This window comes from Dyadobacter sp. CY345 (genome assembly GCF_021502725.1).
Lineage (GTDB): Bacteria > Bacteroidota > Bacteroidia > Cytophagales > Spirosomataceae > Dyadobacter.
This window is the reverse complement of record NZ_JAKFFS010000001.1, coordinates 316,910-342,913: the sequence shown is the minus strand read 5'-3', so window position 1 is coordinate 342,913 and position 26,004 is coordinate 316,910. Positions and strand designations below refer to the sequence as shown.

General features: G+C 41.0%; 26 protein-coding genes and 1 tRNA gene. 13 read left to right on the top strand and 14 right to left on the bottom strand.

Features of this window, described 5'->3' with window-relative positions; translation table 11 throughout:
* Window positions 1-59: 59 nt before the first annotated feature.
* Window positions 60-779, top strand: coding sequence for a UMP kinase (gene pyrH / locus L0657_RS01570; protein ID WP_235148644.1), 720 nt, complete (start codon window positions 60-62; stop codon window positions 777-779).
* A 24-nt stretch (window positions 780-803) separates the two neighbouring features.
* Window positions 804-1,364: a ribosome recycling factor gene (frr, locus tag L0657_RS01565; protein WP_235148643.1), complete on the top strand. Its 561-nt coding sequence runs from the start codon at window positions 804-806 to the stop codon at window positions 1,362-1,364.
* A 147-nt stretch (window positions 1,365-1,511) separates the two neighbouring features.
* Here frr and L0657_RS01560 read toward each other — a convergent pair whose 3' ends face one another.
* Window positions 1,512-2,504 carry a UDP-glucuronic acid decarboxylase family protein gene (locus L0657_RS01560; RefSeq protein WP_235148642.1) on the bottom strand — a complete coding sequence of 331 codons (993 nt, stop codon included), beginning with the start codon at window positions 2,502-2,504 and terminating at the stop codon, window positions 1,512-1,514.
* A 125-nt stretch (window positions 2,505-2,629) separates the two neighbouring features.
* A complete protein-coding gene (locus L0657_RS01555) occupies window positions 2,630-3,940 on the bottom strand; it encodes a UDP-glucose/GDP-mannose dehydrogenase family protein (RefSeq protein WP_235148641.1) in 1,311 nt (436 codons plus the stop codon).
* A 214-nt stretch (window positions 3,941-4,154) separates the two neighbouring features.
* On the opposite strand from L0657_RS01555, the gene L0657_RS01550 reads away from it, so the two are divergent.
* The 3 genes from L0657_RS01550 to L0657_RS01540 all read left to right on the top strand — a co-directional run bounded on the left by L0657_RS01550 (window position 4,155) and on the right by L0657_RS01540 (window position 6,789).
* Window positions 4,155-5,312, top strand: a complete 1,158-nt coding sequence (locus tag L0657_RS01550; protein WP_235148640.1) for an acyl-CoA dehydrogenase family protein — start codon at window positions 4,155-4,157, stop codon at window positions 5,310-5,312.
* Between the two features lie 119 nt (window positions 5,313-5,431).
* Window positions 5,432-6,346: an SPFH domain-containing protein gene (locus tag L0657_RS01545; RefSeq protein ID WP_235148639.1), complete on the top strand. Its 915-nt coding sequence runs from the start codon at window positions 5,432-5,434 to the stop codon at window positions 6,344-6,346.
* Window positions 6,347-6,348: 2 nt separating this feature from the next.
* On the top strand, window positions 6,349-6,789 hold the full coding sequence (locus L0657_RS01540) for an NfeD family protein (RefSeq protein ID WP_235148638.1): 441 nt from the start codon (window positions 6,349-6,351) through the stop codon (window positions 6,787-6,789).
* Window position 6,790: 1 nt separating this feature from the next.
* On the opposite strand, the gene L0657_RS01535 is transcribed toward L0657_RS01540, so the two are convergent.
* The 3 genes from L0657_RS01535 to pafA form a co-directional block, all read right to left on the bottom strand.
* Window positions 6,791-7,072 carry a Txe/YoeB family addiction module toxin gene (locus L0657_RS01535; protein WP_235148637.1) on the bottom strand — a complete coding sequence of 94 codons (282 nt, stop codon included), beginning with the start codon at window positions 7,070-7,072 and terminating at the stop codon, window positions 6,791-6,793.
* Window positions 7,054-7,314 (bottom strand): hypothetical protein, encoded by a 261-nt coding sequence (locus tag L0657_RS01530; protein ID WP_235148636.1) that lies wholly within the window; start codon window positions 7,312-7,314, stop codon window positions 7,054-7,056. Before L0657_RS01530 ends, L0657_RS01535 begins: the two co-directional genes overlap by 19 nt.
* A gap of 148 nt (window positions 7,315-7,462) precedes the next feature.
* Window positions 7,463-9,121, bottom strand: coding sequence for an alkaline phosphatase PafA (pafA, locus tag L0657_RS01525; protein ID WP_310588251.1), 1,659 nt, complete (start codon window positions 9,119-9,121; stop codon window positions 7,463-7,465).
* Between the two features lie 413 nt (window positions 9,122-9,534).
* Between pafA and L0657_RS01520 the strand changes: the two genes are divergently transcribed.
* Together L0657_RS01520 and L0657_RS01515 are read left to right on the top strand one after the other, a co-directional pair.
* Window positions 9,535-9,942, top strand: a complete 408-nt coding sequence (locus tag L0657_RS01520; RefSeq protein ID WP_235148635.1) for a hypothetical protein — start codon at window positions 9,535-9,537, stop codon at window positions 9,940-9,942.
* 44 nt (window positions 9,943-9,986) lie between these two features.
* Window positions 9,987-10,514: a thioesterase family protein gene (locus L0657_RS01515; protein ID WP_235148634.1), complete on the top strand. Its 528-nt coding sequence runs from the start codon at window positions 9,987-9,989 to the stop codon at window positions 10,512-10,514.
* On the opposite strand, the gene L0657_RS01510 is transcribed toward L0657_RS01515, so the two are convergent.
* The gene (locus L0657_RS01510; RefSeq protein WP_235148633.1) at window positions 10,504-15,087 is read right to left on the bottom strand and encodes a translocation/assembly module TamB domain-containing protein; all 4,584 of its coding nucleotides are present in this window, start codon (window positions 15,085-15,087) and stop codon (window positions 10,504-10,506) included. The two genes, L0657_RS01515 and L0657_RS01510, sit on opposite strands and share 11 nt — an antisense overlap.
* A gap of 72 nt (window positions 15,088-15,159) precedes the next feature.
* Here L0657_RS01510 and tsaD point away from each other — a divergent pair, with 72 nt between their 5' ends.
* The 3 genes from tsaD to L0657_RS01495 are packed head-to-tail and all read left to right on the top strand — an operon-like array spanning window position 15,160 to window position 17,849.
* Window positions 15,160-16,158: a tRNA (adenosine(37)-N6)-threonylcarbamoyltransferase complex transferase subunit TsaD gene (gene tsaD, locus L0657_RS01505; protein WP_235148632.1), complete on the top strand. Its 999-nt coding sequence runs from the start codon at window positions 15,160-15,162 to the stop codon at window positions 16,156-16,158.
* 20 nt (window positions 16,159-16,178) lie between these two features.
* Window positions 16,179-16,976 carry an MOSC domain-containing protein gene (locus tag L0657_RS01500; RefSeq protein ID WP_235148631.1) on the top strand — a complete coding sequence of 266 codons (798 nt, stop codon included), beginning with the start codon at window positions 16,179-16,181 and terminating at the stop codon, window positions 16,974-16,976.
* Between the two features lie 9 nt (window positions 16,977-16,985).
* Window positions 16,986-17,849 carry a hypothetical protein gene (locus L0657_RS01495; protein WP_235148630.1) on the top strand — a complete coding sequence of 288 codons (864 nt, stop codon included), beginning with the start codon at window positions 16,986-16,988 and terminating at the stop codon, window positions 17,847-17,849.
* A 62-nt stretch (window positions 17,850-17,911) separates the two neighbouring features.
* Here the strand turns inward: L0657_RS01495 and lpxA are convergent, their stop codons facing one another.
* The 4 genes from lpxA to L0657_RS01475 form a co-directional block, all read right to left on the bottom strand.
* A complete protein-coding gene (gene lpxA, locus L0657_RS01490; protein ID WP_235148629.1) occupies window positions 17,912-18,724 on the bottom strand; it encodes an acyl-ACP--UDP-N-acetylglucosamine O-acyltransferase in 813 nt (270 codons plus the stop codon).
* Window positions 18,721-20,112, bottom strand: a complete 1,392-nt coding sequence (locus tag L0657_RS01485; protein WP_235148628.1) for a bifunctional UDP-3-O-[3-hydroxymyristoyl] N-acetylglucosamine deacetylase/3-hydroxyacyl-ACP dehydratase — start codon at window positions 20,110-20,112, stop codon at window positions 18,721-18,723. The genes lpxA and L0657_RS01485 overlap by 4 nt, the downstream gene beginning before the upstream one ends.
* A gap of 91 nt (window positions 20,113-20,203) precedes the next feature.
* Window positions 20,204-21,241 carry a UDP-3-O-(3-hydroxymyristoyl)glucosamine N-acyltransferase gene (lpxD, locus tag L0657_RS01480; protein ID WP_235148626.1) on the bottom strand — a complete coding sequence of 346 codons (1,038 nt, stop codon included), beginning with the start codon at window positions 21,239-21,241 and terminating at the stop codon, window positions 20,204-20,206.
* Between the two features lie 89 nt (window positions 21,242-21,330).
* Entirely contained in the window at window positions 21,331-22,563 is a 1,233-nt protein-coding gene (locus tag L0657_RS01475; protein WP_235148624.1) for an HD domain-containing protein, read from the bottom strand.
* A gap of 123 nt (window positions 22,564-22,686) precedes the next feature.
* Here L0657_RS01475 and L0657_RS01470 point away from each other — a divergent pair.
* A tRNA-Ile gene (locus L0657_RS01470) sits at window positions 22,687-22,760 on the top strand.
* 132 nt (window positions 22,761-22,892) lie between these two features.
* Here L0657_RS01470 and L0657_RS01465 read toward each other — a convergent pair.
* From L0657_RS01465 to L0657_RS01455, 4 genes are all read right to left on the bottom strand, one after another.
* Entirely contained in the window at window positions 22,893-23,087 is a 195-nt protein-coding gene (locus tag L0657_RS01465; RefSeq protein ID WP_235148622.1) for a hypothetical protein, read from the bottom strand.
* 56 nt (window positions 23,088-23,143) lie between these two features.
* Complete coding sequence (locus tag L0657_RS01460; protein ID WP_235148621.1) at window positions 23,144-23,386, bottom strand: hypothetical protein; 243 nt, start codon at window positions 23,384-23,386, stop codon at window positions 23,144-23,146.
* A gap of 81 nt (window positions 23,387-23,467) precedes the next feature.
* Window positions 23,468-23,599, bottom strand: coding sequence for a hypothetical protein (locus L0657_RS27815; protein ID WP_255717726.1), 132 nt, complete (start codon window positions 23,597-23,599; stop codon window positions 23,468-23,470).
* 514 nt (window positions 23,600-24,113) lie between these two features.
* Window positions 24,114-24,485, bottom strand: coding sequence for a helix-turn-helix domain-containing protein (locus L0657_RS01455; protein WP_235148620.1), 372 nt, complete (start codon window positions 24,483-24,485; stop codon window positions 24,114-24,116).
* A gap of 142 nt (window positions 24,486-24,627) precedes the next feature.
* On the opposite strand from L0657_RS01455, the gene L0657_RS01450 reads away from it, so the two are divergent.
* Together L0657_RS01450 and L0657_RS01445 are read left to right on the top strand one after the other, a co-directional pair.
* Window positions 24,628-25,419 carry an SDR family oxidoreductase gene (locus L0657_RS01450; protein ID WP_235148617.1) on the top strand — a complete coding sequence of 264 codons (792 nt, stop codon included), beginning with the start codon at window positions 24,628-24,630 and terminating at the stop codon, window positions 25,417-25,419.
* 21 nt (window positions 25,420-25,440) lie between these two features.
* Complete coding sequence (locus L0657_RS01445; RefSeq protein ID WP_235148615.1) at window positions 25,441-25,764, top strand: nuclear transport factor 2 family protein; 324 nt, start codon at window positions 25,441-25,443, stop codon at window positions 25,762-25,764.
* Window positions 25,765-26,004 lie beyond the last annotated feature (240 nt).

Sequence of the window (26,004 nt, the reverse complement as noted above, 5' to 3'; positions counted from 1 at the left end):
CTTGGTAATCTGAATCGCCTACGCTTATTTTTACAGAAAAAAACACCAACAAACATATCATGCCCGAACCAAAATACAAACGTATCCTTCTCAAACTTAGCGGAGAAGCGCTCAACGGTGGAGATAAAACACAGGTTATCGACTTCAACATCCTTGATAGCTATTCAAGTGAAATCAAAAGAATTGCAGATGCAGGTGTGCAAATCGCAATCGTAATTGGAGGGGGAAATATTTTCCGTGGGGCGTCAGTAGAAAAATCTGGTATTGATAGAGTTCAAGGCGACCATATGGGCATGTTAGCCACTGTAATCAACGGAATGGCTATCCAGAGTTCTCTTGAAAAACATGGTATGCGTACGAGATTGATGTCAGCAATAAAAATGGAGCAGGTTTGCGAACCGCTTATTCGTCGCCGTGCAGTCCGTCACCTTGAAAAAGGACGTATCGTAATTTTCGGAGCAGGAACAGGTAATCCCTATTTCACAACAGATACAACAGCCGGACTTCGCGCGATTGAATCAGAATCAGAGGTTGTTTTAAAAGGAACACGCGTTGATGGGGTTTACACAGCCGACCCTGAAAAAGATCCCCTGGCGACAAAGTATACCCAACTTAGCTTTGACGAAGCTTTGTCAAAAAATCTTAAAATCATGGACCTTACCGCATTTACGCTTTGTAAAGAAAACAATGTCCCGATCATCGTTTTTGATATGAACAAACCAGGCAACCTTTACGATCTTGTTATGGGTGAGCAAGTTGGGACTTTGATATCAAATTAATAGAAATAATACCATCAAGTAATCATGGAAGAAATAGAATTATATCTGGAAGACGCCAAGGACACAATGGAAGGTGCTATCAAGCACTTAATTATTGAATTAGGAAAAATACGTGCCGGAAAAGCATCTCCTCAAATGCTGGATGGCCTCCAGATCGAATACTACGGTTCAATGACACCTTTGTCAAACGTGGCAACGATCAATACGCCGGATGCAAGAACCATCGCGATCAGACCCTTTGAGAAGAAAACGATTAACGATATTGAAAAAGCAATCCGTAACGGGAATCTGGGATTTGCGCCTTCTAACGATGGTGAAATGATCCGCATCTCTGTTCCGCCTCTTAACGAAGAACGCCGCCGTGAGCTTGCAAAACGCGCGAAAAACGAGGTTGAAACGGCAAAGATCAACATCCGTAACATTCGTCAGGATGCAAATAATTCGCTTCGGAAATTGACAAAAGAAGGTGTGGCCGAGGATTTGGTGAAAGTAAGTGAAGACCGTGTTCAGCAGCTTACAAATAGTTTTGTATCAAAAGTTGAACAAATACTGGCTGCCAAGGAAAAGGAGATTATGGAAGTCTAATTTTGGCTATCGGCTTTCGGCGGTCGGCTTTCAACTTGACAACAAAAAATCCCGTAGAAGTATCTGCAGGATTTTTTGTTATTACTGATAAAACTATTTAACTGCGTCTAGCCGAGAGCCGATTACTGATGGCCGACAGCCAAAAACCTACTCTTCCTTCTTAAAAGTTTCGAAACCTCTGTGGTTTGATTCTTCATATAATCTTTCTTTCGGCAGGCTGCGGAAATAATCATAAGTAATTCTCAAACCTTCTTCACGGGACACTTTTGGCTCCCATCCAAGAATTTCTCTTGCTTTGGTAATATCCGGCTGTCGTTGTTTCGGATCGTCTTGTGGAAGATCTTTATAAACTACTTTTTGATCAGTTCCGGTTAATGCAATAATTTCCTCTGCAAACTCTTTAATTGTAATTTCCGAAGGATTTCCAATATTCACTGGCAAAGTATAGTCGCTCAAAAGCAGGCGGTAGATACCTTCAACTAGATCATCTACATAACAGAATGCCCGTGTCTGAGAACCGTCTCCAAAGATTGTAATATCCTCTCCACGTAACGCCTGTCCGATGAATGCCGGCAACACACGTCCGTCGTTCAATCGCATTCTAGGTCCGTAAGTATTGAAGATACGAACGATACGCGTTTCCACCTCGTGATAACGGTGGTAAGCCATCGTGATCGCTTCCTGGTAACGTTTTGCTTCATCATAACAACCTCTCGGTCCGATCGGGTTAACGTGTCCCCAATACTCTTCTGTCTGCGGATGAACCAACGGGTCACCGTAAACCTCAGAAGTAGAAGCGATGATAAAACGTGCTTTTTTAGCGAGAGCAAGTCCTAACAAATTATGAGTTCCCATCGCACCAACTTTCAAAGTCTGGATAGGAATTTTCAAATAATCGATCGGGCTGGCTGGCGAAGCAAAGTGCATGATATAATCCAGTTCTCCTGGAATATGCACGTATTTTGTAACATCGTGATGATTAAACTCGAAATTAGGATTAGGCATCAGATGCTCAATATTACGCAAGTCACCTGTGATCAGGTTGTCCATCGCGATAACATACATGCCTTCCTTTAAGAATCGCTCACAAAGATGCGACCCCAAAAAACCTGCCGCTCCGGTTATTAATACACGCTTCATGAATTATATTATTAGATTTTGAGATTATACTGCGAGATTTGAGATATTAAAAAATTGAGATTCCTGAATCAATTTATGTATCAAACATAACCTAATTCACGGAATCTCTATCTCGAAATCTTAAATTATGATACTTTTTCTCTACCAATGCTGAAATAAGTATAACCCATTTCGCGCATTGTGCTTAGCTCATAAAGGTTACGTCCGTCGAAAATTACTTTGTTTTTCAACAATTTTCCCATCTTCTCAAATTCAGGCGTACGGAACTGCGGCCATTCTGTGAAGATCATCAATGCATCTGCATCATCCAAAGCTGCATAAGGTGTGTGACAGAAAGTAACTTTATCACCCAGAACACCCTTTACATTTTCCATAGCTTCCGGATCATAAACGGTAACAATTGCGCCCGCTTCAAGCAAAGCTTCTATATTTTCCAAAGCCGGAGCCTCGCGAATATCATCTGTATAAGGTTTGAAAGCCAAGCCCCAAACTGCGATCGTTTTTCCTTTTAAATCGTTATCAAAGAAATTATTTACCATCGGTAAAAGTTTTTTCTTCTGATCGTAATTTACTTCCATAACAGACTTCAAAATTCTGAAATCGTAGTCGTAATCTGCCGACGTTTTTGCCAAAGCCTGTACATCTTTCGGGAAACAGCTTCCACCATAACCGATACCGGCAAATAGGAAACGCTTGCCAATACGGCTGTCTGTTCCTATACCACGACGAATATCATCAACATTGGCACCCACTTTTTCGCAAAGGTTTGCGATCTCGTTCATGAAAGTAATTTTCATGGCAAGGAAAGAGTTGGCAGCATATTTAGTCATTTCCGCAGAACGCTCGTCCATAAAAATAACCGGATTCCCCTGACGCACCAATGGCGCATAAAGTTTTTCCATTACCTTTTTGGCTTTTTCAGAAGTCGTTCCAACCACAACGCGATCAGGCTTCATGAAATCTTCAACGGCAACACCTTCACGTAAAAATTCTGGATTTGAAACTACATCAAATTCAACTTTTGCATTTTTAGCAATGGCAGCATGTACTTTCTCAGCAGTCCCAACCGGAACAGTACTTTTATCAATAATAACGGCGTATTTTTCTAATATGTGACCCAGATCATCAGCCACTTTCAGGATGTATTTCAAATCAGCAGACCCGTCTTCGCCCGGAGGTGTCGGAAGTGCCAAAAAGATAACTTCTGCATCCTTAATACCTTCGGCAAGATTTGTTGTAAATTGTAAGCGGCCTTCTGCTACGTTACGGTCAAAAAGTACATCCAGTCCTGGCTCGTAAATTGGAATATCACCGTTCAACATACGCTCAACTTTCTTAGCGTCGATATCCACACAAAATACCTGATTCCCTGTTTCGGCAAAACAAGTCCCTGTTACCAAACCTACATAACCGGTTCCTACTACTGCTATTTTCATAAAAATTTAATAATAATATAGCTGCGATGAAAAAGATTTCAGCAATTGAAAATTGCACTTTATTAAGCTGGGCGGACCCCAACAGTAACAAAAGTAATTTTTTTAAATGAATCCCTCCTCTTATTAGGATCATTTGTTTTTAATCGGTAAATTAAATATGTTCATTTCATCTTATAATTGAACAAAACAAATCTTTCATCAACAAAATACTATCATGAACACACAACCGGTCGAAAATTCAATATCTGATACCCGCTTAATGATCGAACAATCTGTTCGGGACTTTGCTGCCCGGGAGATCAAACCTAATATCAGCTTATGGGATGAAGAGCAATTCTTTCCAAAAGATGTCTTTCGTAAACTAGGAGAACTTGGTTTGATGGGTATGTTGGTACCGGAAGAATTAGGAGGCGCCGGGCTGGGTTATGATGAATATGTTACCGCAATCATTGAACTTTCAAAGGTTGATCCTTCTATCGGTCTGTCCATGGCGGCTCATAATTCTCTCTGTACAAATCATATTTTAATGTTCGGCAGTGACGAGCAAAAGAAAGAATATTTACCCCGATTAGCGTCCGGCGAATGGCTAGGCGCATGGGGCCTGACCGAACACAATACAGGTTCTGACGCAGGTAACATGCAAACTGTCGCCATTATCGATGGAGACGGATGGAAAATAAACGGATCGAAAAATTTTATCACCAATGGTAAAAGCGGAGATGTAACTGTGCTGATTGCCAGAACGGGTGAGCCAGGTGATAAACATGGCGCAACCGCATTTATTATACCACAAGGAACTCCTGGGTTTACGGCTGGCCGAAAAGAAAATAAACTCGGCATGCGGGCTTCTGAAACTGTTGAATTGATTTTTCAGGACTGCCATATCCCTGACAGTTTTAGGATCGGTGATGTCGGTGAAGGCTTTATTCAATCTTTAAAAGTGTTGGATGGCGGCAGAATTTCCATCGCGGCTCTCGGTGTAGGAACGGCGATTGGAGCATACGAAGCCGCATTGGCATATTCAAAAGAACGGAAACAATTTGGAAAATCTATTTCCGATTTCCAGGCGATCGCTTTTAAATTGGCCGATATGTACACGGATATCCAGGCATCATCATTATTGACTTATCATGCCGCATCGATGAAAGACCGCGGGGAAAAGGTGACGCTGGCAAGTTCTGTTGCAAAATACCATTCATCAGAGACAGCCGTCAGAGTTGCAAATGAAGCTGTTCAGATATTTGGGGGATATGGTTTTGTTAAAGATTACCCCGTAGAAAAATTTTACCGCGATAGTAAACTTTGTACGATTGGGGAGGGAACTAGCGAGATCCAGAAAATGGTCATTTCAAAAGAAATTTTAAGAGATTAGGAAGTGCCATCCATCAGGTAAAATTACCGACGGACTTATTAATTGTTCGTTGGTAATACATCTTTAGGAATCTCGCACGTACAGGGTTATTTTCGTACTACACCAAAATCAAACCCTTTATGACTCCTTTGTTAGTGTTGTTGGTTCTTGTAATACTCACCATTCTGATGACGGTCAAAGTTGTGCCTCAGCAGACTGCTTATATATTGGAACGACTTGGCAAGTTTTATGGGGTTTTACAACCTGGTATAAATTTCATTATCCCCTTCTTCGATCGCATTGCCTACAAATACACGCTTAAAGAATCTGCAATAGATATTCCGGAACAAATCTGTATCACCCGTGATAACGTGCAGGTCCGGATGGATGGTGTAATCTTCATTCAGGTGATTGATCCTAAAAAAGCAGCTTACGGCATTGCTGATTATACCTTTGCAGTAATTCAATTGGCGCAAACGACCATGCGTAGTGAGATTGGTAAACTTGATCTGGACAAAACTTTTGAAGAACGAATGATCATTAACCGCGCAGTAGTTCAGTCCATTGATGATGCTGCGATTGGCTGGGGTGTAAAAGTGCTGCGTTATGAAATAAAAAATATAACACCTCCGCAAAGTGTATTGATCGCGATGGAAAAACAAATGCAGGCTGAACGTGAACGCCGGTCGGTGATTTTACAGTCTGATGGTGAAAAACAAGCTGCAATTAATGTGGCGGAAGGTCAGAAACAGAAAGCAGTTCTTGAATCCGAGGGCGTGCGTCTCCGTCAGATCAATGAAGCTGAGGGTGAGGCTGCTGCTTTAAGATCGGTCGCAGAGGCTACGGCTGAAAGTATCCGGCTGGTTGCCGCGGCTATTCAGAACGAGGGTGGCATGGAAGCCGTGCAACTGAAAGTGGCAGATAATTTTGTTGAACAATTTGGAAAGCTGGCAAAGGCTGGGAACACTTTAATCCTTCCCGCTAACCTGGCCGACATGGGCTCAATGGTTGCCTCTGCCATGGCTATTGTTAAATCTTCCGAACCAAAGAAATAATTATGGATTTATCGTTGCCACAAATATGGATGATTATCGGACTGCTGATGCTGGTTGCAGAGCTGGTAAGTGTTGCATTGGTTTTTGTATTTTTCGCAGTTGGGGGCTTAATAACTGCCCTTCTGGCAGCCATTGGCTTGTTGCCCACTCTTGAATACCAAATTATTGCTTTTTCGCTGATCTCAATACTGACACTTATCATTTTCCGAAGACATGCAAAAAATCTGATGGAAACCCGGCGAGGTAAACATCAGGAATACACTGAATTTGTTGGAGAAACCGCTATGGTTATCAGAGATATACCTTCAAATGGCTCGGGTAAAATTTACTATCGGGGAGCAGAATGGAGTGCAACTTCCGCTGATCATCACGCAATTGAAGCTGGAAGTAAGGTAGTAATCCAGCGGACGGAAGGTATTACTTTAGTGGTGGAAGAGTCTTAGACTATTTATCTGAATAGTGACCCTTTGCGGCAATGATAATGACCGTTATGGACTCGTTATTAATCTGGTAAACCAACCTATGTTTTTTATCAAGCCTCCTTGACCAAAATCCGTTGAGATTATGTTTGAGCTGTTCAGGTTTTCCGATTCCTTCGAAAGGATTTTCTCCAAGCTCCTCAAATATTCTTTCTATACGGCTTACAAGTGATTTGTTTCCAGACCTATGAAGTAGTGTTAAATCTTTCTTTGCGTTGTCAGACACAATTATAGAATATCTGCCCATATATTTTTAAGGTCACGGATCGTAGTAACCTTTCCCGCTTTGACATCCTCAATTCCTTCCTTGATAGAATTTAGGATATTAGGGTCAGAGAAAAAAATGTCTGTTTCCGTCCCCTCGTCGATTGGGATAAGAAGGACAGATTTTCTTTTTTTGCCTCGATGAATAATAACCCTTTCAGTTTCGGCTAAATTTAGATAATCTTTTTGCTTCTCGCGAAACTCTCTGGCTGTTATAACACGCATTTGTGTACTTTTTTATGTACACAAATATACGACAAAATTTACTTCAATTTTAACAATTATTGACAGTCAAAACCTATTGACTATTTTTTATAACAAAAGGGCGATTTCAAAAATTTCGAAATCGCCCTTTGCTATGAAAACGGATTATTTATTTCTTCAATGCCTCCTCGACGGGATTTCCAACATTTCCGCTTGGAGGTAAAATATGCAGCAAGGAAGCGATTGTAGATGCAATATCTGAAACAGAAGTACGTCTTAAAGTTTCTCCTTTATTAATGCCCCAACCAAACATAGCGAATGGAACGTGGGTGTCGTAGTTGTAAGGCGTTCCATGAGAAGTTCCTGTGGCACTGCCATAAAACCATCCCGGCTGTGTGATAATTTGAATATCCCCGCTCCGCTTCGCATTGACGTTATTTTTGTAAAGTTCCAGCTGATAAGTGTTTAACGGCGTCCTGCCCATATCCGTCAAATTGATAATATCTGCGATCCCTTCTACCGGTAAAAGTGACTCTCTTACCACATCAAAAACCTGACTTATGGAAAGTTTTTTCTTTTTCAGCAACGCGTGATTAAGATATAATTGATTGTTTTCAGAGCTCGCTATATAAACACCCTCTCCGAAAGCTTCGTTTAAATCCTTCTTTAAGATATCTCCTAAAACAGTTCTGTTAGCAAGTCCTGCTGGTAAGTTATGCGCTTTTGCAAAACCCGGAACGTCCACCACACCGTGGTCAGCAGTTAGAAAAACGGTATAATTCCCTTTCCCTGTCCAGCTATCAAGAAATGTAAATAGTTCTGCAAAATCACGATCCAGCTTTAAATAATCATCTTCCTGCTCAATTGAGTTAGGACCTGCCATATGCCCGATCTTATCAGGAGAAGAGAAACTGATCGCAAGAAAATCTGTATCGCTACCCTTTCCTAACTTTTCGCCTTTGATTGCTTCAATTGCTATTTCCTTCGTAATTGTGTTCCCCCAGGGTGTACTCGTAACGCTTCCAAAAGCATCACCAGCGAAACCAGCCAGTTCAAAAGGGAAAACAGGTTTTTTTACACCTGGAAGCACTCCTTCCCAAGCCATATCGTCCGCTGTACTCTGTGTATACGTTTCAATCGGATTCAATGTTTGCCAGCCTTTTTTCATATATTCAGATGGCATTTTCTTTGCATTATAGTCCTTTGCCCACTGCGGCAATTCCTGCATATAGAAAGTACTGGTTACCCAGTTTCCTGTATTTGAATCAAACCAGTATGAAGCATTGGCGGTATGTCCGGCTGGCAAAATAGAACCGCGGTCTTTAATTGCGACACCGATTGTTTTTGAGCGAAAATTGGTGGCAATTCTTAATTGATCAGTAACTGTGCTTGTCAGAAGATTTCGCGGAGACATTTTCCCTACGCTTACATTGTTGCTCCCTACCGTTTTCACCGTGCTGTCCTCTACACAATAAACACCTTTGGAATTAATCTGATCGTACCACTCATTACCGATAATCCCATTAATTGCAGGTATAGAGCCGGTATATATCGAAGCGTGGCCCGCTGCTGTAACCGTTAATGCGTAACTGTAATGATTATTCCGGCAATTAAATCCTTCATTCAAAAACCGCTTGATTCCGCCTTCTACATATTTATCATAATAGCGATATAGATAATCATAACGCATTTGGTCAACCACAATACCTACAACTAATTTCGGTCTTGCAATCGTTTTCGGATTCAGAGTGGCTGTTTTTTTTGGTGTCTGGGCAGCAACAGAACATGTAGCAAGAACACCGATTACCCAGAAAGTTAATTTTTTCACGTTTCAGGAATATTGATTAATTGATGTCAAAAGTAGACTAAAATTTAAAAAAGGGCATAGTCTTAATGCTATTTTAAGATGCGCAGTCTCGATTATTTCCATAAATGTATTCTACTGCCGGATTTCCTTTGAAAATCTCAGCGGCATTATTCTTCCAAAGATATACTTCCAAAGCGTCGTTCAGGACTAATTTGCTTTAACAAATAATTACCTTTTTCGCCGTACCCGAATTTAGTTTCATGATCTAAAATCGGGAAAATGAAATGGCTGATAAATCATTGACCGAAATTTAATGACTGGCTGCCACATTTATCATGTCTACTTCTGTATATGTTAATTGAATCGAAACAGCTATCTTCAATTATTTTTTAAACTAATGGGAATTCAGAAATAAGATTCTCAGTTTTGTTATTATGATCAAAAATATTTTAATGTCGCCCCGTGCGAAAGTAAGCCTGATTTTAGTTCTTTTTGCCGGATTCCTTGCTTCTTGCAGTTCGGGTATTCCCATATCAACAAGTAAGAAATATCCTATTGAAGTATTGTATGAAAATGAATCGCTTGATCGCCCTTACTCAGAAATTGGCTGGGTGGAAATCAGTAGTGAAGATTCCCTGACACCGCGACAGACACAAGACAAAAAAATGATGTATCGTGGAAATGACGCAGATACAAAAGAACTTCTTGCAGCAAGACTTGTTATGAAAGCACAAAAAATCGGGGCTAGTGCACTTATTAATGTGCAGTATAAATATTACACGTCAGTAAAAAAAGAAGGTTATATCATGAAAGGTTTGGCAGTAAGATACCGGGGCGAATAACCTGGTATAGACCTTTCAATTTAAAGTTTAATATTCAAACATTTATGCTTTTTACTGCCGATCTTTCAAACATGCCTGTTGAGGCTGAATCGCGGGTTATTGTTCGTTTTCAGGACTGCGACCCGCTGATGCACCTGAACAATTCCAAATATTTCGAATATTTTTTCAATGCCCGTGAAGATCAGGTTTCAAAGCTTTATGGTTTTAGTTTTGAAGCCATGTTTCGGGAACTGAAAACGAGTTGGGTGGTATACCAACATCAGATCGCCTACGTCCGTCCGGCCCTTATCAGCGAATGGACGCGTATTACTTCCCGGGTTATTCACTATAATGAGGATACAATGGTCACGGAATATTTTATGACGAACGATCAGCGCACCGAGCTGAAAACGCTGTTATGGACAACTTCAAAACATATCAGCATTGTGACTGGGAAGAGAGTGCCGCATCATCAGGAGGTAACGGATTATCTTGCAGCGACTTGTGTTCCTAATATTGATTTTCTGAATCTGGAATTCAACAACCGCATTCATCAGATTAAACATGAGCTTTCGGCAGGAGCTAACGCATAAGTTCTTTTCTTGAAATCAACTTGTTATTACTGGTATCACTTTGCGTAGAATCAGGAACCGGAATGACATACGGCACTTGCAGTTCAACCGGCTTCGGCATTGCCTTGAATCGGTTAAAACTGTGAGTGAACTGCATACTCACGCCACCTGTCGTCAACGTACTATTTAAATAAAGCGAATTCTGAATATTTCGGTTGTAGGCTTTTGCCCGGACGGAACCATTTGGCGTAAGCCAATATTCCAGCGTCCATTCTCCCAAAATACTGGTGGCATCATACTGGTTGGCTCCCGTGACACCGGAACTTATCCGGCCATCCCGCGTGATACGGAAACGGTCATTAAGAAATCGGTATGAAAATCTCAGCTGCAAGTTGTTCAATGCATTCTGATCCAATGAAAGTCCGCTGACACCTACTTCCAGATTTTCATTAATTGTTGATGCCCATCGGCTAATCTGATTAGATACAAGTTCGCTGATACTATTTCCTACAAAATTCTGGTTTGTTGTTGTATTTGCTTCCGGCAATAATTGATTAACAACCAGTAAACTGCTCACCTGCCGGCTCAGCTCCTGCTCATCTGATTTCAATTTAGTTTGGAACGCTTCAAGCTGTCCACGCAAATTACTCAATGAAGGATTATCAAGTATTTCCAGGTCATATTTGATCTGTGGCGACATCAGCCTGTCGGACAGCGCGATCGTTACTTCTACGGGATAACGACGGGATAAGGTTGCCGCTTCTGAATTATTCAGACTTGAAGTATTTGGAAGTACACCTGCAAGCGAAACCAATTGCCTGTAACCGGTTTTAACATCCAACTGGGCACCATAAGGATCTCCAGACCAAACAATACGACTACCTGGTTTGATGGTAAATTTCTTGTTAATGATATTTTGTAAAGTGAAATTGTAGTCTCCTTTCTCAATTTCATATGTCCCGGCCATCGTAAAATCGCCTTTGGTATCGATATTCAAATTTAATCGCCCGCTTCCGTTTGCGCGGATAATATCGCCGGTCTGGCGATCGAAAATTATTTCGCAAGTTGCGTCAGGCGTCAGATTGAAGTTGAAGTTCATTTTAATCCCGCCAGCCACTTTGCTTTGCTGGGAATCTGTATCAGAAGAGGTGCTATCCCTTTTTGGTATTTGACTAACAAACTGAATATAATCCTGGGTAGCAACTTCTGTAGCACCATCCAAAGGGATATAAATTCTGGTATTTTTATTACTCGTCACATTCGCTTCGATATTCATATTGTCAATTGGCCCGTAGACATTGACCGGGCCGGTAACATACGCAGTTCCGTAAAACATATCGTTGTCTTTGGAAGCAGTATTCAGAATTTTAAAATTCCTGAGATCAGCATTGAAACCCAAACTGAAATATTTAAATCCATCATGAAAAACCCCGCCCCGAAGTGAAGCTGTATTGCCATCCGGATCTGTTAAAGTGATATTATTAACCGTTATCTCACTTTCCGAAAAATTGATTTTATCACTAAATGTAAATACCGATTGCAGATAATCGAATTTCATCCGGCCTTTCTCTACCATGATTGAACCGTCGAGAACAGGTGCGTTCAAGGTACCTTTTATCTGAACAGTTCCCTGTGCTTTTCCACTCACATCTGACACCAACTCTTCGGAAAACGGCTCCAAAGCCTTAAAATCCATATCATTAAAAATCGCTTTCAGATTTAAGGTATTTGCCGTTAACTTCGGCCGGTAAGACCCTACCAAACTAAAAATCCTTTTGGCATCCTTATTCAACTCAGCATCAATTTTCAACTGACTATCAAACTGGTCCCATTCGCCGGTTCCTGCAAAATTGCCAAACTCGTAATTTGCATATCCAAGACTCTCAATATTGAAATCAGCATCTAAAACAACACTGTTATAGGCATCGCGCATTTTTGCCGAACCATCCATAATTCCTGCAAGCTTGGTATTAAAAACAGGATTCAGTGTTCCTAATTTGAAGTTTTTAATGTCAAAAAGTAAAGTCCGATCCGGATTTGAAGACAATGTGCCATTAACCGCCAAGCGCTGTTTGCCGTTAATTAATCCCAGATTACTGAATGTGATATCCCGGCCAACGATGGAAATCAAACTATTTACAGGCATGTTCCATTCTTCATCCAGCAAATTCAGTTTTGAGTTTTTAAAACTTATATCAAGTCCAGCGGGTAAAAAGCGAATTTCGCCTGCAAGATTGGCAAGATTGGTACTGCTCACCTGACGAATACCTCCATTAAAATCGATATGGTCCACGTCCCACGTACCTTCCAATTCGAGCTTTTCCGTTGGAACGAGCGCACTCATTTGCTGCTTACTGGAAGTCACCAAAACGGATGCAAGTACTTCTGCACTATTCACAAATTTTGAAGTGGTAACGTCTACTTCTGATTTTATAAACTGGTTATTTCCGTAACGCGCTGTGTCAGCAATGGCAGTTAGCGTGATAAAAGCCGTGTTGTCCATTTTGAATTGCCCCTCCGCTTTCGAGCCATGCGAAACGTAAACATCCGGACTTAAAAATGCCAGAAACTGACCTATATTTTTTGTTTCTACTTCATAATCAATCTCATATTTTCTCAACAACGCCTTTTGTTCTTTTTTGACATAATAAGCATTACGGTCAGATTCGTTCTCGAAAAAGTAAAGCTGATACTCAGATAAAACCTGATTAATATCCTTCCAGGCTTGCGTCGGGACAAAATCACCTTCAACTTTTGCAGTCAAAAATTCACTTTCCAGATTTAAAATACGTTTTTCAAGTTTTTGTCGGGAGGAAAATAGCAATGTATCAATCACCAGATTTCGCTCCTTGTTGGACGTGATCAGATAGGTATTTAAAAGCTTGGCATCGCCCACCAGCTCATCAACTGTGTTGCCCATAACCTTTACATCCAGCTCCGTTCGAAGCGTGATCGCTTCCTTGGTAAAACCTAAGGGAAGAAGATTTGCTCTTTCAATAATTCCTTGCAGATCAAATGAATTTTTCGGCTTCGATAAATCGAATTCACCTTCCAGGTTAACTACCAGATTTGAATCTTTTGAGCTTACCAATCCATTGAAATACTGGTTCTGCAAATTTCCTTTTAAAGCAATATTCCTGTAATCATAATTTTTGAAACCAACACGACTAACAACCGCATCCATATTCGTCGACGCATACGCGAGGTCTAGTCCTTTTCCGTGAATAGTTCCTGAAAAATCAAGTCGCTGCCACGTTTCGGGCTGATCGATTAATTTGCCGATTTCAAAATCTGTTGTCTCAATATCGCCGGAATACGTTGTCGTTTTTTCGTCAGAAATATGGAATACAAGGTCCCCAGCCGCTTTTCCAAGTTCGGAAGAGACAGATGCTTTTACATCAAAATCTTCAATCGTTCCCTTAAAAGTGCCATCCAGCAAAGTTGTTCCGAACTTCTGTAAAGTTTCATGCGATTTCCATTCCGGATAATATTGCACGAGATCCAGTGGTAAAATTTTGGATAGCGACAATTTGATATCCATCAGCGGATCATTATCCGGCAATCCTTTAAAACCTAAATCGCCTATTAAACGACTTCCCTGACCAAACCTGATATCAGCACCTGCGAGCTCAAAATCGTCTACGCGACCGTTAAAATTTCCTGAAACTTTCCAGGTTTCGTTGAGCTTGTCAACATATTCTGAAAATAAACCAAGATCTGCGGAGTTGATACGGGTATCCGTAAAATGGCCTCTGAGAAAAACTTTATGATTGAAATCGCCAAGGTCGCCCGAGCGATTGTAATGAAAAGTGATGTCGTCACTGATGAAAGAATTACCAATTTTCGCACTCAGCTCTTTCAACTCCATTTTCTTTTGGCAGAACAAAAACCGGGTATCCATATCATGCATTTTCAAACCCGTCTGTTTATCGACAGTTTTCATGTTGCGGGCTAGAAATGAAATTGTATCACCCTGAGCGAGAAAATCTTTCAGTTCTGCATTAAGTTTATTCAGTTCGAAGTGTGAATAGTCAAAAACTCTAGGGCTTTTATACTGTAGTTGTCTCGGGTCGTCGTAACGGAAAGTCCCGTCAACAATTTTCGACTTACCAATCGTAAAAGGTGTATTATTTTCAGGTGCATTAGCTGGACGAGGCTTGTTGGAGGATGTCAGTTCGACGATACGGTTGATAAATCCGTCAATGTTCAAGTCTCCGGTTTTAGGAGCAACAACCAGATGCACGTCGGGTTGATATAGCGTAACTTCGTCAAGGTGAATCTCCTTTGCAGAATTTTGGATAATATTCTGCATATTCAGGTTAACGTCAATCCGCCCAACGTCGATCATTTCCTGCTGGCTTGTATCTTTTACCGAAACACCTTCCAGAGAAACCACATCAAACCATTTGATATTAACCCGTGTTATCTCAATGGGATAACCCATTTTCTCTGAAATTCTGGCGGTAGCGGATTGAACCAGAAATGTTTGAACCGAAGGGAATTGAACAGCAATGGTTACGATCCCCAACGCTAAAAGCGCGAAAATCATTAGCACAACCAGAACATTGATAATCGCCTTCAGGGATTTTAACATATATCGCTTCGCAGCAAATTCCTGCGTATCTTATTGTTAATTGCTTATTTTTGCGAATATTATTCAAAATTCATGAACATTCTCGCGATAGAGTCGTCTTGCGACGAAACCTCGGCCGCTGTTTTATCTAACGGCAAAATTTACTCCAATGTTGTTGCCACGCAGCTCATTCACACACAATATGGCGGTGTTGTTCCTGAACTGGCATCAAGAGCGCATCAGCAACACATTCTGCCCGTGGTAGATAAAGCATTGAAAGATGCAAAAGTAACAAAAAAAGACCTGCATGCCATCGCTTTTACCAAAGGACCCGGATTATTAGGTGCTTTATTAGTTGGCACTTCCTTTGCAAAATCAATGGCGCTGGGACTTGGGCTGCCACTGATCGAAGTTAATCATATGCAGGCGCATGTACTTGCTCATTTTATACAGGATCCAAAACCTGAATTCCCATTTCTATGCCTAACAGTAAGCGGCGGTCACACGCAAATCGTCAAAATAAATAGTCCGCTGGATATGCAGATAATCGGTCAGACCAGAGACGATGCTGTGGGTGAAGCTTTTGATAAAACTGCCAAACTTCTTGATTTGCCTTATCCGGGCGGACCGCTTATTGATCAATACGCCAAAAACGGAAATCCTCTTGCATACAGTTTTCCGCTGCCGGAAATGCCAGAACTCGATTTTTCATTTAGTGGAATTAAAACTTCGTTCATGTATTTTTTACAGAAACAGGTCCGGGAAAATCCAAATTTTATTCAGGAAAATATTGCAGATATCTGTGCTAGTATCCAATATACTCTAGTAAATATTCTTTTGAAAAAGTTAAAAAAGGCTGCGAAAGAAACTGGTATAAAGGAAATCGCTATTGCAGGTGGAGTTTCTGCGAATTCTGGATTGCGGACTTCACTTATTGAACTGGGAGAAAAAATGGGTTGGAAAGTTTATATTCCTGAATTTGAATATTGCACCGATAATGCGGCGATGATCGCCATGGCCGCTCATTACAAATTTCTCGAAAACGATTTCTGCGACCAGACAGTTAGTCCGATGGCAAGAATGGAGTTTTAAAATATAAAAAATTCAAAAAAATGGTTCTTTCAGAAATCTGGATTTATCCGGTAAAATCTTTGGCAGGTATTCGTCTTTCAGAAGCGCAGGTGCAGGAAAAAGGTCTCCAACATGATCGTCGCTGGATGATTACGGATCCTTTTGGCCGTTTTATAACCCAAAGAGAATTTCCGAAAATGGCTATGCTGGAAGTTTCTGTTGAAGAAAATTCGCTGTTGATTTCCAATAAACTCATACCTGATAACAGAATTAGCGTTCCATTTGAACCGGTCAGTGCAATTCCGATTGCCGTGACAGTCTGGGATGATACTGTGGACGCAGTTACAGTTAGTGATGATGTCGACAAATGGCTTAGTGAACAACTTGAACTGGATGTCCGCCTGGTCATGATGCCTGAAAAAACTGAGCGTAAAGCTGATCCAAAATATGCAAAAAATAATGAAAATGTGAGTTTTGCTGACGGATTCCCGTTTCTGTTAATTTCTCAGGCATCGCTAGACGACCTGAATTCACGCCTGGAAGAGCCCATCGTCATGCAACGATTTCGCCCAAACTTCGTGGTAACCGGAACGAGCGCCTTCGCAGAAGATTACTGGAAGTCGTTTCAGATCGGTGATTTGTCTTTTGATATTGTAAAACCTTGCGCACGTTGTGTGTTGACGACAATTGATCCGGAAACGGGTGTGAAAGGAAAAGAGCCGCTAAAAACACTGGCGACTTATCGCAGAGTAAATAATAAAATTCTTTTTGGACAAAACTTAGTAACCAAAAATCATGGCCTTGTGAAACAGGGAGACGAAATCTTATTGACCGAATAAAAGCTTTTTGTGAAAGGAAATTTACTCAACTTCATCATCAAAACAATTAAAAAATTTAGTTTGGGCCATATACATTGGCTCAACTTAGACCTGGTCGCCGGTGCCGTAATTTCGCAGGCAGCATTCAGTAGACTACCTATTGGAAAAGCCAGTTTCAATACAAAAACTTCACTCGTTCTGGCGCTTGGCGTATTTATTATCGCTTCGTTAAACAGACTTCTGGATAACCGAAAACCCGCAAAGGCGGAATCAAAAAAATTTCTTTCCAATCAAAAGGAACGGATATCTTTTTTTAAAATAACAGTCGGAGCGCTGGTTGTCGCATGTATTACTGCGTTTTTTTTGCCTGGAGAAATGTGGAAACTTGCACTTTTCCTAATGATGACTTCGGCAGCTGGTACTTTTCTCTTTTCAAAATTACCTGAAAGAAGTCCGCTTCATATTTTAAGAGAGCCCCTATCCGCCATTATTCTAACGGCAGCAATAATCGGAAACACATTTTTCCAGAATCAACACCTGGTTAAGGAGCACAGGTATACGGGTGTTATTTTTATTCTGATAGTCATTCAGAATTTGTTATTGTCATCTTATTTTACAGCAATGACTTCTCCAAACATATCCAATCTGGCGGCGAGGTCGGGCTCTGTACTAACCAGACAGATCTTACACGGGATTACGTTACTCGTGATCGTCGGTTGCGTAATTATTTGCCTTAAAACTGAATTCCGATATACCCAGCGACTAATTATTATCCTCCTGGGAATGTCTGCTTTACATTCACTTATTCTTAAAAAAGCGAAATTTTTAAATTCTAAAAAATACAAAGGGCTTCTGATCACGCTGATATTGGTGCTTCCATTTTTGGTGCTGTAACAAGAAAAAGGCTTACCTTTCGCGAGAAAAAGATAAGCCTTGACTTTTTATATTATAGTCCTTTAAGCCTGAGCTTCAGGATCTCCCGTGCCATAGGTCTGGAAAGGACTTTTCATAATTCCTCTTTCTGAATTACGAATAAAATTGACAACCTCATCGCGTTCGTTGGATGGCGGCAATTCTAATTCAATTTTCTGCAAAGCCTCAGCATTGTTAAGGCCTCTCATGTATATATAGCGGTAAATATTCTGGATATCAACAATTTTTTCATTGCTGTATCCACGGCGGCGCAAACCTACCGAATTGATCCCCGCATAAGAAATCGGTTCACGAGCTGCTTTTGTGAAAGGAGGAACATCCTTACGAACCAAAGAAGCGCCGGACACAAAGGAATGCGCCCCAATTTTAACAAATTGATGAACAGCACTCATTGCGCTAACGATAGCCCAGTCGTCTACATGAACGTGGCCAGCCATTTGCACATTGTTACCGATAATGCAATTGTTACCGACACGACAGTCATGCGCGACGTGCGCGTAAGCCATGATCAGACAACCTGACCCAACCACCGTTTTCCAATGCTCTTCGGTTCCGCGACTAATCGTAGCATATTCCCGAACCGTAGTATTGTCGCCAATAATTGTTAGTGTGTATTCATTGTTGTATTTAAGATCCTGTGGCGTTGAGGAAATAACGGCACCGGAGAAAATACGGCAGTTTTTGCCGATACGAGCTCCCGCGTTAATTACTGCATGAGACCCAATCCAGGTTCCTTCGCCTATTTCCACATCTGCATGTATCATGGCGAATGGTTCAATTTCTACATTCGGAGCAATCTTAGCGTCAGAATGGATATATGCTAACTGTTGTGTCATTTTTTCTTTACTAGACTTGCGATCATATCTGCTTCACACACCAGCTGCCCGGATACGTATCCACGACCGCTCATTTTTACAATTCCACGTTTCATTGGAGAAGTAAAAACACATTTGAAAATAACAGTATCGCCAGGGAAAACATTTTTACGGAAACGGCAGGCGTCAATACCGATCAGGTATGGCCAGTAGTTGTCAGGATCCGGAACACTGCTCAAAACAAGTATACCACCCGTTTGAGCCATCGCTTCAAGCTGTAAAACACCAGGCATTACAGGATTTCCCGGAAAATGACCAACAAAATATTCTTCGTTGATTGTCACGTTCTTAATCCCAACAACACTATTTTCATCCAGTGCAATAATTTTATCAATCATCTGGAAAGGATAGCGGTGCGAAAGCAGTTGCCCGATTTGATTGATGTCAAGAACCGGTGCCTTATTTGGGTCATATTGGGGTATATCTCCCTTACCCGATTTGATCAGTTTCTTAATCTTTTTAGCAAGCGCAACATTTGCTGCATGCCCCGGGCGGGCCGCAAGAATCTGTGCTTTTATAGGTCTACCGATTAGGGCCAGATCACCGATCAGGTCAAGAAGTTTATGTCTTGCCATCTCGTTTGGATAATGCAGATCAACGTTATTCAGTATACCGTTTGATTTGTCTACACTAACTTTCGGTTGATTCAACAACTGCGAAAGATGATCCAGTTCTCCGTCTTTCACCTCACGGTCTACGATCACAATCGCATTTGTAAGGTCTCCGCCCTTGATCAGATTTTGTTTAAACAAAGATTCCAATTCATGAAGAAAAACGAATGTACGGCATTTCGCAATATCGTCCTTAAACAGCGTAATATCATTAAGAGAAGCGTGTTGGCTGCTGATCACCTTTGAATTGTAATCAACCATCACAGTCAAACGATAATCAGATAATGGCAAAGCGGCCATTTCGATATCATTTTCCTTATTTTTATAATGAACATATTCCGGAACTTCGAAATAATTACGGTAAGCATTTTGCTCCTCAATACCGGCATCTATCAATGCATCGATAAATTTGATTGAGCTTCCATCCATAATCGGCGGCTCAGGCCCATCCAGCTGGATCAGAACATTATCAATCTGCAATCCAACCAGCGCAGCCAAAGTATGCTCAACGGTATGAATTCGTGCTCCGTTTTGCTCAATGGTTGTACCGCGTGACAGATCTACAACATTGTCCACATCTGCATCAACAATCGGCTGATTTGGTAAATCGACACGTTGAAACTTGTAACCGTGATTGGCCGCAGCAGGAACGAATGTCATCGTTGCTACCACACCTGTGTGTAAACCTACTCCCGTAACTGATACGGACTTCTTTATGGTTTGTTGTTTTTCGTTCATTATATTCTCCTAATCTACTAAACGGCTGCGGGGCGTCGCATTGTTCGCCAAAATAATGAGCTTTTCGCTCAACTTATATAATTTCTTCTAATTAATGTTCAGAAACTTCACGTTTGCGTTCAAGTTCTTTCAGACGTTCTTCCAGTTCAGGCAGTCGTCTTGTAAGAGCCATTGCCCTCAAATGTTCTGTTAAATCTCTCGCCGGTGAGCCTGAAAGAGAAAGTCCTTCTTTTTTGATAGACTTTCCAATACCTGACTGTGCACCGATCTTGGTATTATTGGCTAAAAAGATATGTCCTGAAATGCCTACCTGGCCCGCTATGACACACTGTTCTCCAATACGTGAAGAGCCAGAAACTCCGGCTTGTGCTGCAATTACGGTGTTCTGTCCAATTTCAACATTATGAGCAATCTGGACCAGGTTATCAATTTTAACTCCTTTCCGGATTATTGTAGAACCCATTGTCGCACAGTCGATTGTAGTATTGGATCCAATGCTGACATTATCTTCTATAACGACATTACCGAGCTGCGGAATCGTTTTATAAGAACCGTCTGTCTGCGGAGCAAAGCCGAATCCGTCACTACCGATGACAGTATTGGCAAAAATGCAGCAGTTTTCTCCGATAACGGTCTTATCGTAAATCCTCACGCCAGGATGGATTATTGTATTATCTCCAATTTCGACAAAATCACCAAGGTATGTGTTGGGATAAATCTTAACACCACTTCCAATCTTACAATTGCGACCAATGTATGAAAAAGCGCCACGGTAACCGTTGTCGCCCATCACACTATTTTCGCCAATAAAACTGGGTTGCTCTATGCCACTCTTTCCCGTCGCAATACGTTTCTGATATTCTTCAAGAAGTATCGTAAAGGCCGTGTAAGCATTTTCTACATAGATTAATGTAGCACTGATATCTTGTTTTGGCGTGAAGTCTTTGTTAACTATAACTGCCGAAGACTGTGTGGTATAGATATAGGATTCGTATTTACTGTTGGCCAGAAATGATATACAACCAGGCCGCCCTTCTTCAATTTTTGCAGCCGAATCAATTGTAACTGTATCATCACCAACGGTGGTTCCATCAAGCATCTTTGCAATCTCGCTGACAGTAAATTTCATATTTCGGCTAATTTCTGGTAACGTCTCTGTAAATAATAAAGCGAATTCAAGATAAGGCTTCTTTGCAGGTGAAAGAATTCACATCCTAACTAACCACGCAAAGATACATTTTTACCCCAACATACATAATACTTGCGGACAATCTTCGTGAGTGCTTCGATCGTAGGAATATCAGAAGCATCTGCAATATCCAGCAAAGCCCCCCCTTTCATTTTGACCTTTATGGGATCCTGTTCCGTTTCATATGCCCAATTCGTTGTTTCGCCAGTTACTAAAAAGTATGACAACTCACTTTCCTTTATCCCTTCCGATAAAAGTTTTTCTTTTAGCGGATTCAAAATCTGGTCTCCCGGGGCAGTATCAAAAAAGCTGATTTTGAATAAATTTCTATCGAGCAAACCTTTGCATAGTGTTGAAAGTACGATATCCGGATGTTTCGTCCATCCCTTAACAGAAGCCCATACGTCATTATCATCCAGATTGTTGAAAGATTTTAACAAATCGGGGTTTTGCTCAAAATCCGAAAGCGAAAATTTATTTTTCAAAAACAAAGAAAAGTCTGGTGTAGCAAACAAATTTTCTCCCTGAGCGGATAACTCTCTTGCGCGTTTTAATATTTGTGTCAGCATTGCCTGTGCGCTTAACAAAGTTTTGTGTAAATACACCTGCCAATACATCAGTCTGCGCGCATGAAGAAAATTTTCGATACTTAGCAATCCTTTCTCTTCAATCACAAGCTGGTCGTGACTAATCTCAAACATTTTTATCAAACGGTCAGCGCCGATGGAACCTTCGATCACGCCTGTGTAAAAGCTGTCGCGGTTGAGATAATCCATCCGGTCCATATCGAGTTGACTGGAAATCATCTGATGAAAAAATTTCCGTGGGTAAACACCTTCAAACATTTGAATGGCAATATCCAGTCGTCCGCCCATTTCACGGTTTAATTGTTTCATCATTTCCAGCGTGATTGACTCATGTGCCACGCCCGGCATCAGTTCCTTTTCTAAAACGTGGGAAAAGGGACCGTGCCCAAGATCATGCAGGAGAATGGCTGCCTGCGCTGCTTCCATTTCCGGCTCCCATATCAGATGACCTTTTTCCTGCAAAGTGCGAAGAGCCTGGCTCATCAAATGCATAGCACCCAACGCGTGATGAAAACGGGTATGAAGCGCCCCCGGATAAACCAGATCAGCTAATCCCAATTGTTTTATTCTACGTAAACGTTGGAAGTAAGGATGCTCAACCAGATCGAAAAGTAAATCTGAAGAGATCGTGATAAAGCCGTAAACCGGGTCGTTGATTATTTTTCTTTTGTTCAAAACGTACTTTTTTTTTGCAAAAATAGTAAACTACGAACGCAGAAAAGAATGAAATCTTATGATAATCATTTGGAGAATTAATCTCTTTGACTAATTTTGCACTCCAAACTCTTTTATAGAGCGGGGCCTATAGCTCATTCGGTTAGAGCAACTGACTCATAATCAGTAGGTGCCTGGTTCGATTCCAGGTGGGCCCACATTGAAAATCAAGGACTTAGAAAGAAATTTCTAAGTCCTTTTTCTTTAACTAACAATGATTCCGGTAGTTGAGGAATGACAAAGGAGTATATATGGACTTTAAAAAAGAAAAGCCCGAAACTAATTTCGGGCTAATAAGCTACAATCCTTTTGCTCTTAATAATGACTTGACTGTCCAATTCTCCCTGCAAATCCCGTCTCTTCACGAAGTATTTTTGATCAAACTCTAATTTTTTTAATCGATCGTCAATAGTGAAACCACCATTTAAAATAATTTCTTCGAGCTTATTAATCCCTTCATGTAACTCTTTGATTTCCTCTGCCATTTTCATGTAAGTTTATTTAGTGAATTTAATCCATGCCCCAGGTATAGCCTCTGCCCTTAAACCAAATGCTGAAACGCGATACAATTCTTAGTTCCTTTGACGCCCTCCCAAACTATTTTATTACGTCCGGACAATCCACCCATACCGCTAAATGCCATCATTCCTATTTGGCCGGTAGCATCCAAACCCCATTTGCCCGAGAAAGTAACCTTGCTACTGTCTCCCTCCTCTTCAGTAAATGCCATGGCTTTTAATTGCGTTCCTCCCTCAACGGATTTTCCATCGCAAATAATCTGCATTGATTCCTTGTCAGATTTTACTGGGCATCCATTTTTTGCCATATCTTTTGCAACAATAGAAAATACTTCTGCCGGCGTATGTTAGCTTCGCACCACAACACGCGTAGATCCTTTTGGTATTCTATCCAAAGCAGACTTATCAATCAGTATCGTTGGCGAAGCGCAGCTTTGAAAAATAAAGGCAAAAACACTGATGAGTAGAATCTTTTTCATTTGAAATTATCTAACGGGTGATTCAACAATTCTCATAACTTTCCAAATCTCCCTAACATCTTGCAAATACACATCCAGATTGCCGCCTGTTTCTGTATTATCGGAATGAAGTACAACCACTCCCTCGACCGGACTATTCTTTATCCTTTTCACGACGACAAAATTTCCGTAGGTAACAACCTATACTCCATTCGTAATATTATTTCCTTCTTTAACATCATTATTATTTTGCAGTGGCTTAGAATTCAACATATCTCCTTCTCCCAAAATCAGCCAATTCTTATTTAACTCAGGAAAAACATTTCTTTTGAAAAATGGGCATACCACATTACCCGGACGTCTGGCAGATGCTTTAAGCAATATCAGCAGGGATAAAACAGCCGAACAGTTGTCATTCCGTTGCTATGTTCTGGCATTTCAGTTTACCTCATTTGTTCCATTAAAATGCTTTGGTGGGGGCGAAATTCCGTGTAAGCGGATGACGAATACATATTTACCCAAAAGAATTCGGTCATCACTCGTTTAAGGATGGAACAACTTGTTTCAAAATCACATCCCTCAAACGGTCTTCGTGTTCATCGCCCCATTGCCCTAATGCGGCAATCACGGGGATTACTGTCTTACCAAATTCGGTAAGGCTGTATTCTACTTTTGGCGGTACAACGGGATAAATTTTCCTTGTAACCAGTTCGTGTTCTTCCAACTCTTTTAGCTGAATATTCAAAACCCTGCGTGAAGCATCCGGGATTTTGCGCTGTAATTCGCTTGGGCGTTTATGACCTATGTGGATAAACCACAGCAAACGGATTTTCCATTTGCCGTAGAGTACTTCACCGATCAGGTCAAGTCCACAATTCAGGTTCGGTATTATCTTTCTCTCATACATATTGCAAAATTAAACCTATGTTCCGATTTGCACAATAGGGGATTAATTTATCCCTATATGAATCGTAATACCGTACTTGTCTAAACTTCTTTTATGCTCCAATTTTGTCCTATAGTTAATTTTAAAAAGTCGGACAATAAAAATGGAACAGTTTAATTTCAACAATGAGTTATCAGGCAAAATTGCCTTGGTAACAGGAGGTACAAAAGGAGCAGGAAGGGCAATTGCAGAAAGGCTTTTACAAGCTGGTGCAACGGTTATTGTTACCGCAAGAAACGCACCAGAAAAAGAAAACAACAAATTGCATTTCATTCCTTCCGATTTAAGTAAGGCAGAAGGATCACAAAAAGTAGTCAGTGAAGTGCTATCGACATATGGGCGGCTAGATATTCTGGTAAACAATCTTGGATCGTCATCAACGCCTGCCGGTGGATTTGCTGTATTGAGTGATGAAGATTGGGAATCAACGCTACAGGCCAATTTGCTTGCCCCAGTTCGGCTGGACAGAGGATTTTTACCACAGATGGTTGATCGAAAAAGCGGTGTGATCATTCACATAGCTTCAATACAGGGTAAGCTCCCTTTGTACGATTCAACTTTGCCTTACGCAGCTGCAAAAGCAGCACTAAGAAATTACAGTAAAAGCTTATCCAACGGGGTTGCGTCTTCGGGTGTTCGCGTCCTGGCTGTTTCGCCAGGCTGGATTAATACCACAGCATCAGAGGCCTGGCTGGGCGAACTTGCAAGAAACGCGAACAGTACGGTGGAAGAAGCGCAACAAAGTGTAATGGATGCATTGGGTGGAATACCGTTCGGAAGACCTGCCCAACCAGAAGAAGTGGCTGAATTTGTCGGCTTTTTGGTTTCGCCAAGAGCGAGCTATCTCACAGGGACAGAATATGTCATTGACGGGGGAACTGTACCAACTATTTAATCACCTTAAAAAGCGAAAAAAATGAACTTACCGAAGGTAGTAGCCGAATTAGTAGAAACACAAAACAACTTTGATAGCGTTGCATACGCCAATTGTTTTTCTGAAACAGCCGTAGTTTTCGATGAAGGAAAAACGCACACCGGGAAAAAAGAAATAGAGCGTTGGATAGCGGATTCTAACGAGCGATACAGTGCTACCATAAAGCCTGTCGGCTTTGAAGAAAAAGAAAATGAAAGCCTTTTAAAAGCAGAAACTTCGGGTAATTTTGAAGGGAGCCCGATTGTATTGACCTATCATATGAAAATTGCAGATGAATTAATACAGTCATTGAAAGTCACAGGATAAGGGAGAATGGCTAATTTTAGCCGGTTTTTTTAGCTCATAACAGCAATGACGGTAAAATTCAATTTTATGTGCAATACGCGCCCTTCCTTGTGCAAGCATTATATTCTATCAAAAAACCAAATTTAAAGGCAGATTATAGATTACGGCATGCATTTTATATACGCTATAAGTCAATGATACTTAAAAGCCATACACATTACGCTTATTGAGCTTCTATATGTCGGCTTTTATGAAAGATTG

Excerpts from the sequence above, each read along its gene's own strand:
- L0657_RS01520 (WP_235148635.1), top strand. The coding sequence starts at position 9,535 with ATGATCAAAAATATTTTAATGTCGCCCCGTGCGAAAGTAAGCCTGATT.
- L0657_RS01510 (WP_235148633.1), bottom strand. The coding sequence starts at position 15,087 with ATGTTAAAATCCCTGAAGGCGATTATCAATGTTCTGGTTGTGCTAATG.
- L0657_RS01465 (WP_235148622.1), bottom strand. The coding sequence starts at position 23,087 with ATGGCAGAGGAAATCAAAGAGTTACATGAAGGGATTAATAAGCTCGAA.
- frr (WP_235148643.1), top strand. The coding sequence starts at position 804 with ATGGAAGAAATAGAATTATATCTGGAAGACGCCAAGGACACAATGGAA.
- L0657_RS01540 (WP_235148638.1), top strand. The coding sequence starts at position 6,349 with ATGGATTTATCGTTGCCACAAATATGGATGATTATCGGACTGCTGATG.
- L0657_RS01485 (WP_235148628.1), bottom strand. The coding sequence starts at position 20,112 with ATGAACGAAAAACAACAAACCATAAAGAAGTCCGTATCAGTTACGGGA.
- L0657_RS27815 (WP_255717726.1), bottom strand. The coding sequence starts at position 23,599 with ATGAAAAAGATTCTACTCATCAGTGTTTTTGCCTTTATTTTTCAAAGC.
- lpxA (WP_235148629.1), bottom strand. The coding sequence starts at position 18,724 with ATGACACAACAGTTAGCATATATCCATTCTGACGCTAAGATTGCTCCG.
- pyrH (WP_235148644.1), top strand. The coding sequence starts at position 60 with ATGCCCGAACCAAAATACAAACGTATCCTTCTCAAACTTAGCGGAGAA.
- L0657_RS01500 (WP_235148631.1), top strand. The coding sequence starts at position 16,179 with ATGGTTCTTTCAGAAATCTGGATTTATCCGGTAAAATCTTTGGCAGGT.
- L0657_RS01445 (WP_235148615.1), top strand. The coding sequence starts at position 25,441 with ATGAACTTACCGAAGGTAGTAGCCGAATTAGTAGAAACACAAAACAAC.
- L0657_RS01460 (WP_235148621.1), bottom strand. The coding sequence starts at position 23,386 with ATGCAGATTATTTGCGATGGAAAATCCGTTGAGGGAGGAACGCAATTA.
- L0657_RS01515 (WP_235148634.1), top strand. The coding sequence starts at position 9,987 with ATGCTTTTTACTGCCGATCTTTCAAACATGCCTGTTGAGGCTGAATCG.
- lpxD (WP_235148626.1), bottom strand. The coding sequence starts at position 21,241 with ATGAAATTTACTGTCAGCGAGATTGCAAAGATGCTTGATGGAACCACC.
- L0657_RS01530 (WP_235148636.1), bottom strand. The coding sequence starts at position 7,314 with ATGCGTGTTATAACAGCCAGAGAGTTTCGCGAGAAGCAAAAAGATTAT.
- L0657_RS01455 (WP_235148620.1), bottom strand. The coding sequence starts at position 24,485 with ATGTATGAGAGAAAGATAATACCGAACCTGAATTGTGGACTTGACCTG.
- L0657_RS01560 (WP_235148642.1), bottom strand. The coding sequence starts at position 2,504 with ATGAAGCGTGTATTAATAACCGGAGCGGCAGGTTTTTTGGGGTCGCAT.
- L0657_RS01545 (WP_235148639.1), top strand. The coding sequence starts at position 5,432 with ATGACTCCTTTGTTAGTGTTGTTGGTTCTTGTAATACTCACCATTCTG.
- L0657_RS01550 (WP_235148640.1), top strand. The coding sequence starts at position 4,155 with ATGAACACACAACCGGTCGAAAATTCAATATCTGATACCCGCTTAATG.
- L0657_RS01535 (WP_235148637.1), bottom strand. The coding sequence starts at position 7,072 with ATGGGCAGATATTCTATAATTGTGTCTGACAACGCAAAGAAAGATTTA.
- tsaD (WP_235148632.1), top strand. The coding sequence starts at position 15,160 with ATGAACATTCTCGCGATAGAGTCGTCTTGCGACGAAACCTCGGCCGCT.
- L0657_RS01450 (WP_235148617.1), top strand. The coding sequence starts at position 24,628 with ATGGAACAGTTTAATTTCAACAATGAGTTATCAGGCAAAATTGCCTTG.
- L0657_RS01555 (WP_235148641.1), bottom strand. The coding sequence starts at position 3,940 with ATGAAAATAGCAGTAGTAGGAACCGGTTATGTAGGTTTGGTAACAGGG.